The 13490-nt window shown below is 61.4% G+C and carries 16 protein-coding genes and 1 pseudogene; 11 read left to right on the top strand and 6 right to left on the bottom strand.

What is annotated here, in order from left to right:
• Nucleotides 1–64: 64 nt before the first annotated feature.
• From F2P46_RS11725 to F2P46_RS11715, 3 genes are all read left to right on the top strand, one after another.
• Nucleotides 65–532 carry an Lrp/AsnC family transcriptional regulator gene (locus tag F2P46_RS11725; protein ID WP_166889188.1) on the top strand — a complete coding sequence of 156 codons (468 nt, stop codon included), beginning with the start codon at nucleotides 65–67 and terminating at the stop codon, nucleotides 530–532.
• 109 nt (nucleotides 533–641) lie between these two features.
• Entirely contained in the window at nucleotides 642–1421 is a 780-nt protein-coding gene (locus F2P46_RS11720) for an ABC transporter ATP-binding protein (RefSeq protein WP_166889185.1), read from the top strand.
• Nucleotides 1418–2617, top strand: coding sequence for an FtsX-like permease family protein (locus F2P46_RS11715; protein ID WP_166889182.1), 1200 nt, complete (start codon nucleotides 1418–1420; stop codon nucleotides 2615–2617). Before F2P46_RS11720 ends, F2P46_RS11715 begins: the two co-directional genes overlap by 4 nt.
• Before the next feature lie 67 nt (nucleotides 2618–2684).
• Here F2P46_RS11715 and glmU read toward each other — a convergent pair whose 3' ends face one another.
• Complete coding sequence (glmU, locus tag F2P46_RS11710; RefSeq protein ID WP_166889179.1) at nucleotides 2685–4061, bottom strand: bifunctional UDP-N-acetylglucosamine diphosphorylase/glucosamine-1-phosphate N-acetyltransferase GlmU; 1377 nt, start codon at nucleotides 4059–4061, stop codon at nucleotides 2685–2687.
• A gap of 27 nt (nucleotides 4062–4088) precedes the next feature.
• On the opposite strand from glmU, the gene F2P46_RS11705 reads away from it, so the two are divergent.
• The 5 genes from F2P46_RS11705 to F2P46_RS11685 all read left to right on the top strand — a co-directional run bounded on the left by F2P46_RS11705 (nucleotide 4089) and on the right by F2P46_RS11685 (nucleotide 7660).
• On the top strand, nucleotides 4089–4985 hold the full coding sequence (locus tag F2P46_RS11705) for a DUF6279 family lipoprotein (protein ID WP_166889177.1): 897 nt from the start codon (nucleotides 4089–4091) through the stop codon (nucleotides 4983–4985).
• A 119-nt stretch (nucleotides 4986–5104) separates the two neighbouring features.
• Nucleotides 5105–5749, top strand: coding sequence for a 16S rRNA (guanine(966)-N(2))-methyltransferase RsmD (rsmD, locus tag F2P46_RS11700; RefSeq protein ID WP_166889174.1), 645 nt, complete (start codon nucleotides 5105–5107; stop codon nucleotides 5747–5749).
• Nucleotides 5750–5868: 119 nt separating this feature from the next.
• Entirely contained in the window at nucleotides 5869–6366 is a 498-nt protein-coding gene (coaD, locus tag F2P46_RS11695) for a pantetheine-phosphate adenylyltransferase (RefSeq protein WP_166889171.1), read from the top strand.
• Nucleotides 6367–6385: 19 nt separating this feature from the next.
• Complete coding sequence (locus F2P46_RS11690; RefSeq protein WP_166889168.1) at nucleotides 6386–6661, top strand: YfhL family 4Fe-4S dicluster ferredoxin; 276 nt, start codon at nucleotides 6386–6388, stop codon at nucleotides 6659–6661.
• Between the two features lie 402 nt (nucleotides 6662–7063).
• Complete coding sequence (locus tag F2P46_RS11685; RefSeq protein WP_229509234.1) at nucleotides 7064–7660, top strand: chalcone isomerase family protein; 597 nt, start codon at nucleotides 7064–7066, stop codon at nucleotides 7658–7660.
• A gap of 82 nt (nucleotides 7661–7742) precedes the next feature.
• Here the strand turns inward: F2P46_RS11685 and F2P46_RS11680 are convergent, their stop codons facing one another.
• Nucleotides 7743–8030 carry a hypothetical protein gene (locus F2P46_RS11680; RefSeq protein ID WP_166889165.1) on the bottom strand — a complete coding sequence of 96 codons (288 nt, stop codon included), beginning with the start codon at nucleotides 8028–8030 and terminating at the stop codon, nucleotides 7743–7745.
• A 144-nt stretch (nucleotides 8031–8174) separates the two neighbouring features.
• Between F2P46_RS11680 and F2P46_RS11675 the strand changes: the two genes are divergently transcribed.
• A complete protein-coding gene (locus F2P46_RS11675; protein ID WP_166889162.1) occupies nucleotides 8175–9125 on the top strand; it encodes a LysR family transcriptional regulator in 951 nt (316 codons plus the stop codon).
• Between the two features lie 235 nt (nucleotides 9126–9360).
• Here F2P46_RS11675 and F2P46_RS11670 read toward each other — a convergent pair whose 3' ends face one another.
• The 3 genes from F2P46_RS11670 to F2P46_RS11660 are packed head-to-tail and all read right to left on the bottom strand — an operon-like array spanning nucleotide 9361 to nucleotide 11421.
• The gene (locus F2P46_RS11670) at nucleotides 9361–9963 is read right to left on the bottom strand and encodes a flavodoxin family protein (RefSeq protein ID WP_166889159.1); all 603 of its coding nucleotides are present in this window, start codon (nucleotides 9961–9963) and stop codon (nucleotides 9361–9363) included.
• 10 nt (nucleotides 9964–9973) lie between these two features.
• Entirely contained in the window at nucleotides 9974–10342 is a 369-nt protein-coding gene (locus F2P46_RS11665; RefSeq protein WP_166889156.1) for a DoxX family protein, read from the bottom strand.
• Complete coding sequence (locus F2P46_RS11660) at nucleotides 10339–11421, bottom strand: aldo/keto reductase (RefSeq protein WP_166889153.1); 1083 nt, start codon at nucleotides 11419–11421, stop codon at nucleotides 10339–10341. The genes F2P46_RS11665 and F2P46_RS11660 overlap by 4 nt, the downstream gene beginning before the upstream one ends.
• 118 nt (nucleotides 11422–11539) lie before the next feature.
• Between F2P46_RS11660 and F2P46_RS11655 the strand changes: the two genes are divergently transcribed.
• The gene (locus F2P46_RS11655) at nucleotides 11540–12448 is read left to right on the top strand and encodes a LysR family transcriptional regulator (protein WP_166889433.1); all 909 of its coding nucleotides are present in this window, start codon (nucleotides 11540–11542) and stop codon (nucleotides 12446–12448) included.
• 68 nt (nucleotides 12449–12516) lie between these two features.
• Nucleotides 12517–12753, top strand: a pseudogene (locus F2P46_RS37620) (IS5/IS1182 family transposase); the annotation flags it as partial.
• A gap of 68 nt (nucleotides 12754–12821) precedes the next feature.
• On the opposite strand, the gene F2P46_RS11650 reads toward F2P46_RS37620, so the two are convergent.
• On the bottom strand, nucleotides 12822–13472 hold the full coding sequence (locus F2P46_RS11650; protein ID WP_166889150.1) for an NAD(P)H-dependent oxidoreductase: 651 nt from the start codon (nucleotides 13470–13472) through the stop codon (nucleotides 12822–12824).
• Nucleotides 13473–13490: the final 18 nt, after the last annotated feature.

Below are 13490 nucleotides of genomic sequence, written 5' to 3'. Positions count from 1 at the left end.
CAAGCAGTTTGCATGAATTTTTCTTTCACTTATCACTCACATCCTTTGCGGATCATCAAACGCCATGCTTGCTAACGAACTCGATGACGTCGACCGTCGCATCCTCAATATCCTGCAGCTTGACGCATCGCACACCAACGCGGAGCTGGCCGAGCTGGTCCATGTGTCGCCGCCGACCTGCCTGCGCCGCGTCAAATACATGAACGAGGGCGGCATCATCGAGCGCCAGGTGGCGATCGTCTCGCCCGACAAGGTGGGCGCGCGCCTGACCGCCATCGTCGAGATCACGCTCGATGTGCAAGCGGCCGAGCGCATGGCCGAGTTCGAACAGCACGTGGCGGCCGAAGCGGCCGTGCTGCAATGCTACCGGGTCGCGCCCGGCCCCGATTTCGTGCTCATCGTGCAAGTGGCCGACATGCCGGCCTACCACGCGCTGGCGCACCGCCTGTTTGCCACGCGCACCAATGTGCGTAACGTCAAAGCCTATTTCTCTACCTTCCGCAGCAAGTTCGAAACCCGCATCGCCGTCTGATTATTGCCGTTGAGTAATCTCAACGACTGCCCGGCCGAAACAGGTTCTACTGAGCAATGCCGCGCGTCCATCAGGCGACGCGCGCACTGACGAGGCGGGAGGTGGACCGATGGATGCCATTCTGGAACACGACGGGCCGATGCCCCCGGCGCCCAAGCCGCCGGGCGACCTGGTGCGCCTGGCGCGCGTGCACAAGTATTACGGCGGTGGCCTGTCCGGCGTGCATGCGCTCGACGGCGTCGAGTTGCAGGTGGGCGAAGCGGAGATGGTGGCCATTTGCGGCCCCTCGGGCAGCGGCAAGACCACCTTGCTCAACCTCATCGGCATGCTCGACCACGCGACCGAAGGCAGTATCGTGATCGCCAAGCTGCTCATTGCCCGGCTGCCGGAACAGGCGCGCGCCGACCTGCGCAATGAAATGATGGGTTTCGTGTTCCAGGGGTTCACCCTCATTCCGGTGCTGACCGCGCGCGAAAACGTGCTGCTGCCGCTGATGCTGCGCGAAGCGCTCACGCCCAAGACCTTGCGCGCCGCCCACGCGCGCGCCAGCGACCTGCTCAACCAGCTCGGGATGGCCTCCCACGTCGATACCTATCCGCCGCGCCTCGACCCCAGCCAGAGCCAGCGCGTGGCCATTGCACGGGCCCTGATGACCAGGCCGCGCCTGGTGCTGGCCGACGAGCCCACCTCGCGCCTGGACAGCGCGAGCATCCGCCTGGTGATGGACCTGTTCGTGCAGCAGCAAAACGAGCACGGCACGACCTTTATCATCGCCACCCGCGACCAGCGCCAGCTGGTGCGCATCACCCGCACCTTGCAGCTGCAAGAAGGGCGCTTGCACGTCGCCGTGGGCGACCCGGAACGCCAGCCCTTCCGGGTCCGCTTATGAGCCCGTACCGGCTGGCCTTGCGCACCCTGGTGCTGGGCCGTCCGCGCAGCGTGCTGGCGACCTTGCTGATCGCCGCCAGCCTGTGCGTGCTCGATCTGTTTGCGGGCAGCATCGCCAGCACCCGCGCCGGGATCGCGTACCAGGCCGTCATCGTGGAACGGATGGGCCACCTGACCGTCCTGCCAGTCGCCGCGCCGGGCGCGCCCCGGCAGCTGCGGCGCTTCAGTGCGGACGAAGCGGGGCGCGTGCGCGCCTTGCTGGACGGCATGAAAGGGATCGCGCTGGTGGTGCCGGAAGTGAGCGTGTCCGGGATTGCCGCCAGCGCCGAGCGCTCAGCCACGTTTGCGGGACTGGGCGTGCCCGACGTGGCGGCGCCGGGGCTGTTGCAGGCGGCACCGGGCAAGCTGCAGGCGGGAACCGGCAACGGCGTTGCCATCAGCCAGGCCAAGGCCGCAGCGCTGGCGCTGCGGGTCGGCAGCGCGCTGACGCTCACGGCGGCCGTGCCGGATGCGGCGCCCCGGTGCGTGGTGGCGCAGGTGGTCGATGTGTACGCGGCGGGCGCGGGCGACGAGCAAGCCCGTTCGATGCTGATGCCATTGGCGCTGGCGCAGGACTTGCTCGATACCGACAGCGTCGAGCGGTTTGTTGTTTTTTTGTCCGATCCGGCGCTGCTGGAACAACAGCGTGGCGCGCTGGCGGGCGCGCTGCGCAAGGCGGGCGTGCAGGCCGAGGTGCGGACCTGGCAGGAGTTGTCGCTCGCCTACATGCGCGCGCGCAGCGCGTCCGACCTGGCGTTCGACAGCATCGCGGGAATGGTGTTTGCCGTGATCGCGGCAAGTATTGCCGCCACCATGTCGATCAATGCGCTGGAACGGCGGCGCGAAGTGGCAACCTTGCGCGCGCTGGGCATGCGCAGTCATTCGGTGTTTTTGATGCTGGTCACGGAGGCGCTGGGCATGGCGATGATGGGCGTGGCGGCGAGCCTGGTCGGCAGCGGGGTGATTGCCTGGGTGATCAACCGGGTGAGCCTGGCGGACGGAGCGCCTCATGCGTTGCCAGGGGCGTTGCCGGTCGAGCTCGATGTGAACCGGATGATGATGGCCGTGGTGGCGGTGCTGGCGGTGGCCTTGATGGCGGCGCTGGTGCCGGCGTTCAAGGCGGCAAGGGCGCATGTGGCGGCGGGGCTGGGGCCCTGAAGCTGAACAAGGTCGCTTGCCTGGAGACCGTCGCTCCCGCGCCAAGGCGCGGGAGCGACGGGAGAACTTACTTCTTCACCTTCACCGGCCGCGACCAGTTTTCAATCGTCACCTGCTTGGCGCGCGAGATGGTCAGCTTGCCGGCCGGCGCGTCTTTCGACAAGGTGGTCCCGGCTCCCAGGGTCGCACCCTTGCCAACCGTAACCGGCGCGATCAGCTGGCTGTCGCTGCCGATAAACGCATCATCCTCGATCACGGTACGGAACTTGTTGGCGCCGTCGTAATTGCACGTGATCGTCCCCGCGCCAATATTCACGCGCGAACCAACCGTTGCATCGCCCACGTAGGCCAGGTGATTGGCCTTGCTGTGCGCCGCGATCTGGCTGTTCTTGATCTCGACAAAGTTGCCGATATGGACGTCTTCAGCCAGCTCGGTCCCAGGACGCAAGCGCGCATACGGGCCGATCACCGACTTGGCGCCCACCACCGCATCTTCAATATGACAGAACGGTTTGATGTTGGTTCCCGCCGCGATGCGCGCGTTGACCAGCACATTGTGCGCGCCCACGGCGACGCCGTCACCCAGTTCGACCCGGCCTTCGAACACGCAACCGACGTCGATGGTCACATCGCGTCCGCAGATCAGTTCGCCACGCACGTCGATGCGCGCCGGGTCCAGCAGGGTCACGCCTTTTTCCAGCAGCGCATGGGCAATATTGAGCTGGTGACGACGCTCCAGCTCGGCCAGCTGCACCTTGCTGTTCACGCCGGCCACTTCCCACTCGGCCGACGGATTGGCCGACACCACCGGCACACCGTCCTGCACGGCCTGCGCCACGATATCGGTCAGGTAATACTCGCCCTGCGCGTTGTTGTTCGACAGCGAACCGAGCCACTTTTTCAGGTGGCGCGTCGGCGCGACCATGATGCCGCTGTTGATTTCGCAAATAGCCCGCTCGGCTTCGTTGGCATCTTTTTCCTCGACGATGCGGGTAATCGTGCCGCCTTCGCGCACGATGCGGCCCAGGCCGAACGGATTGGCCTGCACCACCGTCAGGATGCCGAGCTTGTCAGTGCCGGCGGCGTCGACCAGGCGCTTGAGCGAGGCCACGGTGGTGAGCGGCACGTCACCGTACAGGATCAGGGTCGGGGCGTCTTCATCGAGCTGCGGCACGGCCTGGCTGACCGCGTGGCCGGTGCCGAGCTGCGGTTCTTGCAGCGCGGTATCGATGGCCGCATGGCCCGTGCTGTCCTGGCTTTTGAGCATCTCGGGCACCGCTGCGCCGCCGTGCCCGTAAATAACGCATAATTTGCTCGGTGCAAGTGCCCTTGCCGTATCGATCACATGCTGCAGGAGGGGTTTTCCCGCCAGCGGGTGCAGCACTTTCGGCAGCGCAGATTGCATACGCTTTCCCATTCCAGCTGCAAGAATCACTACGTTCATAAGCGTTCGTTCAAAAAGAGTTAATAAATGAAAAAGTTTAACACGCAGGAACCACTTTCCCAGCGCTTTCGCGTTCTTTGCCTGCTCGCCGTAATGGCCGTGCTGACCGCGTGCAGCGGCATCAAACTGGCCTACAACCAGGGCGACACCTTGCTCTACTGGTGGCTCGACGCCTATGTCGACCTCGATTCCGAGCAGGCGCCGGAGGTCAAGCAGGATATCAAGGAACTGTTCAAGTGGCATCGCCAGACCCAGTTGAAGGATTACATCCATATCCTCAATACTGCCCAGCGACAACTTGCAGCTAACCTGAGCAAGGCTGACCTGGATGCCGATTACCGCGAGATCATGTCGCGCACCGAATTGCTGGCGCAAAAGGCCTTGCCGGAGCTGACCGACCTGGCGCTCTCGATCAAGCCCGAGCAGTTGGCGCACATCGAAAAGAAGTTCGACAAGAACAACGAGACGTTCCGTAAAAAGTTCATCCGCGGCAGCGTCGACGATTTGCAGGAGAAGCGTTTCAAGAAGTCGATGGAACAGTTCGACCTGTGGTTCGGCGGCTTCAGCAAGGAACAGGAAGTGCTCTTGCGCAAGGCTTCCGATGCGCGTCCGCTGAACAACCAGCTCTGGCTCGACGAGCGCATCCGGCGCCAGCAGAAGATCATGACGGTGCTGCGCAAGATCGATAAGGAAAACCTGAGCAAGGAGGCGGCCGCGCCGCTGGTGCAGGGCCTGGTCAAGGATATGCTGGCGCGCACGCAAAGCCCCGAAAACAAGCAATTTTTCGATACCTACACGGATGGCACGATGCAGATGATCTTGACGGCTGTAAAGATCGCCACGCCGGAGCAGAAAGCCCATGCGCAAAAACGCATGCAGGGCTGGATCAGCGACTTCAACATCCTCGCTGCCGACACCAAGTAAACGCATCCGCATGACCCGCGCATCCGCCGACCGGCGGGTGCGCAAGTTTCCCGCCTCCCCGCAGCACCCATTCCCCCATGATATAGTGCGCCGGATCAGCAATCCGCCTCTCCGTCTCCATGCAAAAGAAACCCGCCAAAGTCCCGGTGCACCGTCCGCCGCCGCCAAAACAAGTCCGCATCATCGGCGGCGCCTGGAAGCGCTCGACCTTGCCGGTGCTCGACGCGCTCGGCCTGCGTCCCACCCCCGACCGGGTGCGCGAAACCGTGTTTAACTGGATCAACCACCTGTGGGACGCCAACTGGGCCGGCGCCGACTGCCTCGACCTGTTCGCCGGCAGCGGCGCGCTCGGTTTCGAAGCGGCCAGCCGCGGCGCGCGCTCGGTCACCATGGTCGACAACCACACGCCCGTGGTGCGCCAGCTCGACGATGTCAAACTCAAGCTCAAGGCCGAAAACGTCCAGGTCGCCCGTGGCGAGGCCCTTGCCACTGCGCAAAACATGGCGCTGCGCGGCCAGCGCTACGCTCTGGTGTTCCTCGATCCGCCGTACCAGCAAAACCTGCTCGAACGCAGTCTGCCGCTGTGCGTGAGCCTGCTCGCCGACGATGGGCTGGTGTATGCCGAATCCGGCGCGCCGCTGCCGTTCGAACCTGAAGACGGCAGCGCCGTGCCCGACTGGCTCGCGCCATGGGAAGCGGTGCGTAACGACAAGGCTGGCATCGTCTTCTATTACCTGCTCAAGCTGCGCAAAACGGCAGCGTAAACACCATTTGCCAGCGCTTTGTTCGGTCCCGGTCAAGACCGCCGACGGCGCTACCGGGAGCGCGCATAAATTTCAGGCATAATGCGCGTTCTATATTGGTGCATCTCTAGGGAGCCGCAATGGTTGTAGCCGTTTATCCAGGAACCTTTGACCCGCTCACGCGCGGCCATGAGGATTTGGTGCGCCGCGCGTCCGGGCTGTTCGACAGCCTGATCGTGGGCGTCGCCGACAGCAAGAACAAACGCCCGTTTTTCTCGCTGGACGACCGCCTGGAAATCGCCAATGAGGTGCTGGGCCATTATCCGAACGTGAAGGTCGAGAGTTTTTCGGGCTTGCTCAAGGATTTCGTGCGCAAGCATGACGCCCGCGTCATCGTGCGCGGCCTGCGCGCCGTGTCCGACTTTGAATACGAGTTCCAGATGGCGGGCATGAACCGCTACCTGCTGCCCGATGTCGAAACCCTGTTCCTGACACCGTCCGACCAGTACCAGTTTATCTCCGGCACCATCGTGCGCGAGATTGCCATGCTGGGCGGCGATGTGTCGAAGTTCGTGTTTCCGTCGGTCGACCGCTGGCTGCAGAAGAAGATCGCCACCATGGCGCCGCCTTCCGAATAAGAAGCAAAGCAAAGCAATCATGGCCTTACTGATTACCGACGACTGCATCAACTGCGACGTGTGCGAGCCCGAGTGCCCGAACGACGCCATTTACATGGGTGCCGAGATCTACGAGATCGACCCCAACAAATGCACCGAATGCGTCGGTCACTTCGATGAGCCGCAATGCCAGCAGGTGTGCCCGGTCAGTTGCATTCCATTCAACCCGGCCTGGCGCGAAACGCCGGAACAGTTGCGCGCGAAGTACGAGCGCCTGACCGCCGGCAAGGACACGCCGGACACGCCGCCAGCCTGAACCGGTGCCGCCGCGCCTGACCCGCTTTTAAGTGGCATTGTCAATTTATAAAGTCATGTGCCTTTAGAGCCACAGATTTGTCTTAAAACCATTAATTTCCTTGCTTAAAATGCCCTTGCGGCAATTTTTTTGTGAATTTCAATGGTATATTTGCCTAGTTCCTTAACACCCCACCATTAAATTTTCCTTGCAGCGCATATCTCGGCCCGATCTCGACCGCACAAAAAGTCTATAATACCCGCCGCGTAAATACGATGGCGGCTGTGCTCGTGTCGTCCGTCGCAGGTGCTGGCGCGTTGAAGCAAAATGCGGGAGTGCCGATCGAATAGACACCGGCAAACCGCAGGCCGGCGCCACAGGTCATTTATGCGGAACAAAAATAGTCAAACCACTGGAGACACCATGATCGTAATGAACAATTTCAGTTTCAAAGGCTTGCTGGCAGGAATCGTCCTCGCTTGTGCCTTCGGCCAGGGTGCCTGTGCGGCGGAGATCAGCGGCGTCAAGCTCGACGATACCGTCAAGGTGGCCGGCAAGGAACTCCAGCTCAACGGCTTCGGCATGCGCCAGAAATTCGTGGCCAAGGTGTACGTCACCTCGCTGTACCTGCCGGAAAAAAGCAAGTCCTTGCCTGAAATTATGAAGATGGATGGTCCTCGCCGCGTCACCCTGGTGATGATGCGCGACCTGACCTCGGACGATTTCGGCGACGCCTTCATGAACGGCCTGAACAAAAATCTCGACAACACCGAAAAAGCCAAGATCGTCACCCAGATCAGCAAGTTCGGCGAAATGTTCGCCCTGCTGCAAGTGCTGAAAAAGGGCGATGTACTGCACCTGGACTGGATTCCCGGAACCGGCACCCAGTGCGAATTCAACGGCAAGAAAATCGGCGAAGTGGTACCCGATATCGCGTTCTACAACGCCATTTTGCGCATCTGGATGGGCGAGCATCCGGTCGATACGCACTTGAAGACAGCTTTGCTCGGCGGAAAATAACATCCTTTAGCAATAAAAAAGCGGCGCCGGTATTGACCGGGCGCCGCCTTTTTTTTGCCTGCCGCTCGCGCGGCCGGGACCATCAGGACCGGGCCGCCATCGCGCGCAGTTCGGCGGTGAGGCTGGCGTTGCCGCTTGAAGAGTTGGTCATCCGTTGCAGCAATTTGGCGTTGCGCATATTCCGGCGTGCCGCGAGCTGGTCCTTGCTCAGGCGCGGTTTCACCACCAGCACCAGCGCGCGGAAGATACCGACCAGCAAAGGCTTGAAAAACAGGGCGACGGCGGCGATCGCCAGGACCAGGGCCACGCCTTGCACCAGCGGCATCAGCGAAAAGGCAGCAGCGCCCGTGGTGTGAAGCAGAGTAGACATGATATGGAAATCGCAGGATCAGTTGTTATGAGTCAACTATAGTGCAACGCAACATATAAATCCAATTCCAATATCCAATACCGATTATATCAATGGTGAATGGATTGCGGTATGATAGCTAATCGCTAACTCTTTTCGATCATCATGAGCTTTTTGACCCTGGATTTGAACCTGCTGCGCGTGTTCGACGCGGTGATGACCGAGCAAAACCTGACGCGCGCGGCCGGGCACCTGGCCATGACCCAGCCGGCGGTCTCGAACGCGATCAAGCGCTTGCGCGAGAGTCTGGGCGATGAATTGCTTATCCGCACGGCCTACGGCGTCAAGCCGACCCCGCGCGCCGAGTTGCTGTGGCCGGCGGTGCGCCAGGCTTTGGCCGGGCTGGAAGCGGCGGTGACGCCGGAAACGTTCGATGTGTCCAAGGCGCACGCCACCTTCCGCATGGCCATGGCGGACGCCACGGCGGCGTTCTGGCTGCCTTCGCTGATGCGTTCGATCGAGAGCGAAGCGCCGGGCGTGAACGTGCGCATGGTGCCGCTGACGACGCGCGAACCGCGCCCGATGCTGCTGCGCGGCGATATCGACCTGGCGGTGGGTTTTTTCCCCGGGGTGGCGGCGCAGTTGTCGAGCGACACCAGTTCGCCGATCCGCCATGAGCGCTTGTATTCGGGCCATTATGTCTGCGTGATGCGCAAGAACCATCCGCTGGCCAAGGTCGAGCTGGGGATGGAGAACTATTGCGCGGCGAATCACTTGCTGGTGAGTTTTTCCGGCCGCGCGCATGGCCTGGTGGACGAGGCGCTGGCGCAGTTGGGCCGCGAGCGGCGCATTTTGCTGACCGTGAACCAGTTTTTCACGGCGGGGCGAGTGGTGGCCAATTCGGATTTGATCACCGTGCTGCCGAAGCATTTGATTGCCTCGACCGGGATGACCGATGCGCTGGTGTGGCGCGAGCTGCCGTTCAGCTTGCCGGCGGTGCACCTGGACATGCTCTGGCACGAACGCGACGCCCGCAGCCCGGCGCACAAATGGCTGCGCAAGCATCTGGAAGGGATGAATACAACGACCTTGCGGGCGGTGACGAACAGCGACTAAGAGTGCCTGACAAAACCGGTCACTTGTCCTGGGAGCAACAACAGCGTACAGTGAGTCACTGCAACCGGCCGCTTTCGGGCCAGAAGCAGACATCCGCGGCTGGGCTGGGCGAACTAAGCAGCAAATGAAAGAGGTGTTCGTCCATGCGCCGCGTGCCGCTTGCTATTGCAAACTCGAGTACTGCAACCGGCCAGAGCGAACGTCAAGCTCCTGACTCCACTATTTGAAAAACACGTCAGTTATCGAGCGAGCCGGCTTCAAGACTGGCTGTGAACAGCCTGTCCGCAATCTCGGCGACGCGTCTTCCGTACATGCGCGCGGTTTCGAGGTCGCCGAACGACATCTCTTCCGGCGCGGCATCAGCAGGCGTCTGCGCCATCGGACCGAGGAACGAGCCCATGCGATTGATATCGTCGCGCTGGGATGCCTTGGTGTTGGATGATTTCATGCCCATGCCCACCCAGATCCCGCGATGCTGCGCGGCCAGCAGCGTGAAATACTGGAGCGTCGCCAGCTTGTCACCATTGATGCTTGCGCTGTTGGTAAATCCGCCGAAGACCTTGTCCTTCCACAAATCGGCAAACCATGGCTTTGACGATGCATCGGCAAATTTCTTGAATTGCCAGCTCGGCCCGCCCATGTAGGTTGGCGACCCGAGTATGATGTATTGCGCGACTTCTATTTCCGCCCACGCCTGGTCGGACAGATTGCCGTCGGCGTCAATCTGAAGCAGGCTTGCTTGAGCGCCCTCTGCCACGGCCTCGGCCACCCGTTTGGTATGGCCATAGCCTGAATGGAAAATGACAACGCCTTTTGATTTTTGGGAATGCATGCTCATGATAAGACTTTCAAGGTTGATGGGTAATGCGTGAAGTAATCAGGGCGAGAAAGACCAGCATCGGGAAAAGGGCATGCAGCCATTCCTGTTGGATCACCAGAGTGAGGGCAGCGGCCGCCATGACGGCGCCTCCCAGCGCGATTCCCGCTGTATGAGTCATCCTTCGTGCCTGGAAAAAGGCGCTGGACAGTTCGAGCAAACCAGTGGCGTCATGCATCCACCCGGGGTATCCCCATCGCCGATATTGCGCGAGCAGCGGGGCAGTGGCGAAAACATTGAGCAGCCCGGCGCACACGAAGAACGCGATCAAAACCCACTTCAACAATCCACGCCAGGAGACGGTTTTCAAGATAAACTTCTTCTTCGAAGAAGTGCTCATGATGATGCCGTTTGACGTTCCGTGGACGCATCCACGCCAGGCTTGACCTGTACGCCGGCGGGCATGCGCGTCGGTGCAGTCCGCTCGAGCATCCAGCCCGGATATTCCGGCGTGAGCTTGCTGACGCTGTCGAGTTGGGAGAGATCATCGGCGTCGAGCTCAAGATTCACGGCGCGCAGATTCTGTTCAAGCTGATCCAGACGCCTTGCACCCATGACGACGGAAGTGACGAAGGGCTTCGCCATGACGTAGGCGAGGGCGACGCTTGCCACGTTCGCCGAATGCTTCTCGGCGATGGTGCGCATTGCCGCTACGCAGGCCCAGGCTTTGTCGTTATCGACAGGAGGAAAATTGAAAGTCGCGCGCCGACCCTGATTGATTGAATCGGGACCAAATTTACCGGACAGCAGGCCGCCTGCCAGCGGCGACCAAGCCAGCAGCCCCATCTTCTCTTCGCTCAGCATCGGCGCCAGTTCACGCTCGATATCGCGGCCTGCGATCGAATAATAGGCTTGCACGGTTTCGAAGCGTCCGTACCCTCGTCGCTCGGCAATGCCATTCGCCTTGGCGATGCGCCAGGCTGACCAGTTCGAGACGCCCGCATGACGCACGAGCCCACGCGACATCAGGTCATCGAACGCGCGCAGCGTTTCTTCAAGGGGGGTCACCGGATCGTTGGCATGCACTTGGTAGAGGTCGATGTACTCTGTCTGCAGGCGCTCCAGGCTGGCCACGATCGCGTCCATGATGTGTCCGCGCGATGCGCCGCGGTCGTTCGGTCCGGAGCCCGACGGATTGAATACTTTGGTCGCGATAACGACATCTTTGCGTGCCACGCCAAGATTTTTCAAAGCCTGGCCCAGCATGCGCTCGGCATGGCCGTGGGTATAGACATCGGCGGTATCGAAGACATTGACACCTGCGTCCAGACAGCGCTGCACGATGTTGTCGGCCGTCGCTTGATCCATTCCGGCGATATCGTGATACAGGCCTGCCTGCCCCGGAGGACCGAAGGTCATTGTGCCGAGGCACAGCTCGGACACGAACAGCCCTGTGTTACCCAATTGTTTGTAGCGCATCATCGCCTCGAAAAGTGTAGGGGGTCCCACTTGGTGGCCCCAAGCGTTCACTATGCCCGCTGCGACTTTTTCTATAAAGTGCTCCTATGGAAACCCATTGTTATCAAAACATATGACAATACAAAACCTTGAGGCGTTGGAGATTTTTGTTCGCATCGCAGAAATGAGCAGCTTCACCCACGCCGCTGAGAGCATAGGCATTCAGAAAGGCCGGGCGTCGAACGTGGTCCGCCAGCTGGAGGCGCAATTGGGCGTGCGCCTGTTACACCGTTCGACCCGGACGGTGCAATTGAGCGAAGACGGGCGCAACTTCTACACGCGTGCACGCGCTTTGCTCGCGGATGCCGAGGATCTGGGTTCAATGTTCAGCGGACGCGACGCACCGCTGAGCGGCCGTCTGCGCATCGACTTGCCCACCGAATTAGCCCGTACCACGGTCATGCCCGCCTTGCCGACTTTCCTGGCACGCTATCCGGACATCGAGCTGGAGATATCCAGCACTGACCGGCGCGTCGAGCTGGTCCAGGAAGGGATCGATTGCGTGCTGCGAGTTGGCCCCATCGTCGACGAAACGCTGGTGGCACGCCCCTTCGGGAACCTTCCGATGGTAAACGCCGCGAGTCCGGCTTATCTTGAGCAGCGTGGAATACCTCGCACCCTGCACGAGCTGCTCGCGCAGGGACATCGCATGGTGCACTACACGCCGACCCTGGGCACCCGGCCATTCGGCTGGGAATACCCGGACGGCGACGGCTTTGCCACGCTCGCGCTGCCCGGCGCGGTTAGCGTCAACAACGTCCAGGCTTATCACGGTGCGGGACTGGCCGGCCTCGGACTGATTCAGGCCGGGCTGACCAGCCTGAAACCCTATCTTGCCAACGGCGAACTGATCGAGGTGCTGCCGGGTTTGCGGCCGGCGCCGTTGCCGGTATCGGTCGTGGTGGCACATCGCCAGAACCTGTCGCGCCGCGTTCGCATTTTCATCGAATGGCTCGAACAGATCCTGCAGCCAGACTTGGAACGGTAACCGCAGTCGGAGCCAGTCTCATCATGTTGGATTGACGCTTCCATTCATTGAGACTAAGCGTGCAGTACCTGCCGCGTGAGCTCGGGTGCGGGAGCGGCATGACGTGCCGGCGTCGCCTTCACGAATCGATGCAAGCGGGTGTTTGGCACAGCGTTCACGAGGCGGTCCTGCAGCGGCTCCGAGAATATGACCAGATCATGCGGGATCGAGCCTGCATTGACGCAGCCAGCGTGTCGGCACCGGCTGGTGGCGGGCATACTGGCCAAAACCCGACTGATTGCGGCGAGCTCGGCTGCAAACACCATTGACTGGTAGATCAGCTTGCCTGCTCACTCATCTGCTGGAGGTACGTCGAGAGGTTTTGTCAGGCGCTCTAAGCCGCGCCCGCCCCTCCTATGCCGGTGTTGTTCCGCGCTGCGGCGCGTTGGAGCTCGGGCGCCAATCCGGCAACGAATCCCTCCATCGTTTCCTCGCCCAGATCCACCGCCTTGGCGCCGCCGCCGGCCACGAAAGTGATATCGGCAATGCCGATCACACCGAGGATGAGGCGCAGGTATTGCGTGGCAATATCGCGCTCGCGGATGGGCGAACCTTCGGTATACACGCCTCCCGAAGCGATCAGCACGGTCGCCTGTTTGCCGGTAACGAGGCCGCGTCCGTCGAAGCCGAGCGTCATCCCCTTGCGCACGATGTGATCGATCCATGCCTTCAGTACGGCGGGCACGTTATAGTTGTAGACCGGCGTGGCAATGACGATGTGGTCTGCCGCGAGCAGTTCGGCCACCAGTTGGTCCGACAGCGCCAGCCTGTCCTTCATCGCAGGCGAATGCTGGGCAGGGGGCGTGAAATAGGCCTCCAGCCAGGGTGCCGTGACAAAAGGCAAGCCCGTTTCCATCAAATCGCGCTCGAGCACCTCGCCACCCGGATGCGCGGCCCGCCACTCCTCCACAAAGCGGCGCGTCATATGGCGCGAGACCGACGTATTGCCGCGAGGGCTGGTTTCGACCACCAGAAGTTGAGTCATTTGAATATCTCCTTACAA

It is taken from the genome of Massilia sp. CCM 8734 (genome assembly GCF_011682155.1).
Taxonomy (GTDB): domain Bacteria; phylum Pseudomonadota; class Gammaproteobacteria; order Burkholderiales; family Burkholderiaceae_D; genus Telluria_A; species Telluria_A rubra.
Note: the sequence above shows the minus strand (reverse complement) of the source record. Positions and strands in the feature narration are given on the sequence as shown.

Coding starts and splice junctions, on each gene's coding strand:
- F2P46_RS11725 (WP_166889188.1), top strand. CDS start 65: ATGCTTGCTAACGAACTCGATGACGTCGACCGTCGCATCCTCAATATC.
- F2P46_RS11720 (WP_166889185.1), top strand. CDS start 642: ATGGATGCCATTCTGGAACACGACGGGCCGATGCCCCCGGCGCCCAAG.
- F2P46_RS11715 (WP_166889182.1), top strand. CDS start 1,418: ATGAGCCCGTACCGGCTGGCCTTGCGCACCCTGGTGCTGGGCCGTCCG.
- glmU (WP_166889179.1), bottom strand. CDS start 4,061: ATGAACGTAGTGATTCTTGCAGCTGGAATGGGAAAGCGTATGCAATCT.
- F2P46_RS11705 (WP_166889177.1), top strand. CDS start 4,089: ATGAAAAAGTTTAACACGCAGGAACCACTTTCCCAGCGCTTTCGCGTT.
- rsmD (WP_166889174.1), top strand. CDS start 5,105: ATGCAAAAGAAACCCGCCAAAGTCCCGGTGCACCGTCCGCCGCCGCCA.
- coaD (WP_166889171.1), top strand. CDS start 5,869: ATGGTTGTAGCCGTTTATCCAGGAACCTTTGACCCGCTCACGCGCGGC.
- F2P46_RS11690 (WP_166889168.1), top strand. CDS start 6,386: ATGGCCTTACTGATTACCGACGACTGCATCAACTGCGACGTGTGCGAG.
- F2P46_RS11685 (WP_229509234.1), top strand. CDS start 7,064: ATGATCGTAATGAACAATTTCAGTTTCAAAGGCTTGCTGGCAGGAATC.
- F2P46_RS11680 (WP_166889165.1), bottom strand. CDS start 8,030: ATGTCTACTCTGCTTCACACCACGGGCGCTGCTGCCTTTTCGCTGATG.
- F2P46_RS11675 (WP_166889162.1), top strand. CDS start 8,175: ATGAGCTTTTTGACCCTGGATTTGAACCTGCTGCGCGTGTTCGACGCG.
- F2P46_RS11670 (WP_166889159.1), bottom strand. CDS start 9,963: ATGAGCATGCATTCCCAAAAATCAAAAGGCGTTGTCATTTTCCATTCA.
- F2P46_RS11665 (WP_166889156.1), bottom strand. CDS start 10,342: ATGAGCACTTCTTCGAAGAAGAAGTTTATCTTGAAAACCGTCTCCTGG.
- F2P46_RS11660 (WP_166889153.1), bottom strand. CDS start 11,421: ATGCGCTACAAACAATTGGGTAACACAGGGCTGTTCGTGTCCGAGCTG.
- F2P46_RS11650 (WP_166889150.1), bottom strand. CDS start 13,472: ATGACTCAACTTCTGGTGGTCGAAACCAGCCCTCGCGGCAATACGTCG.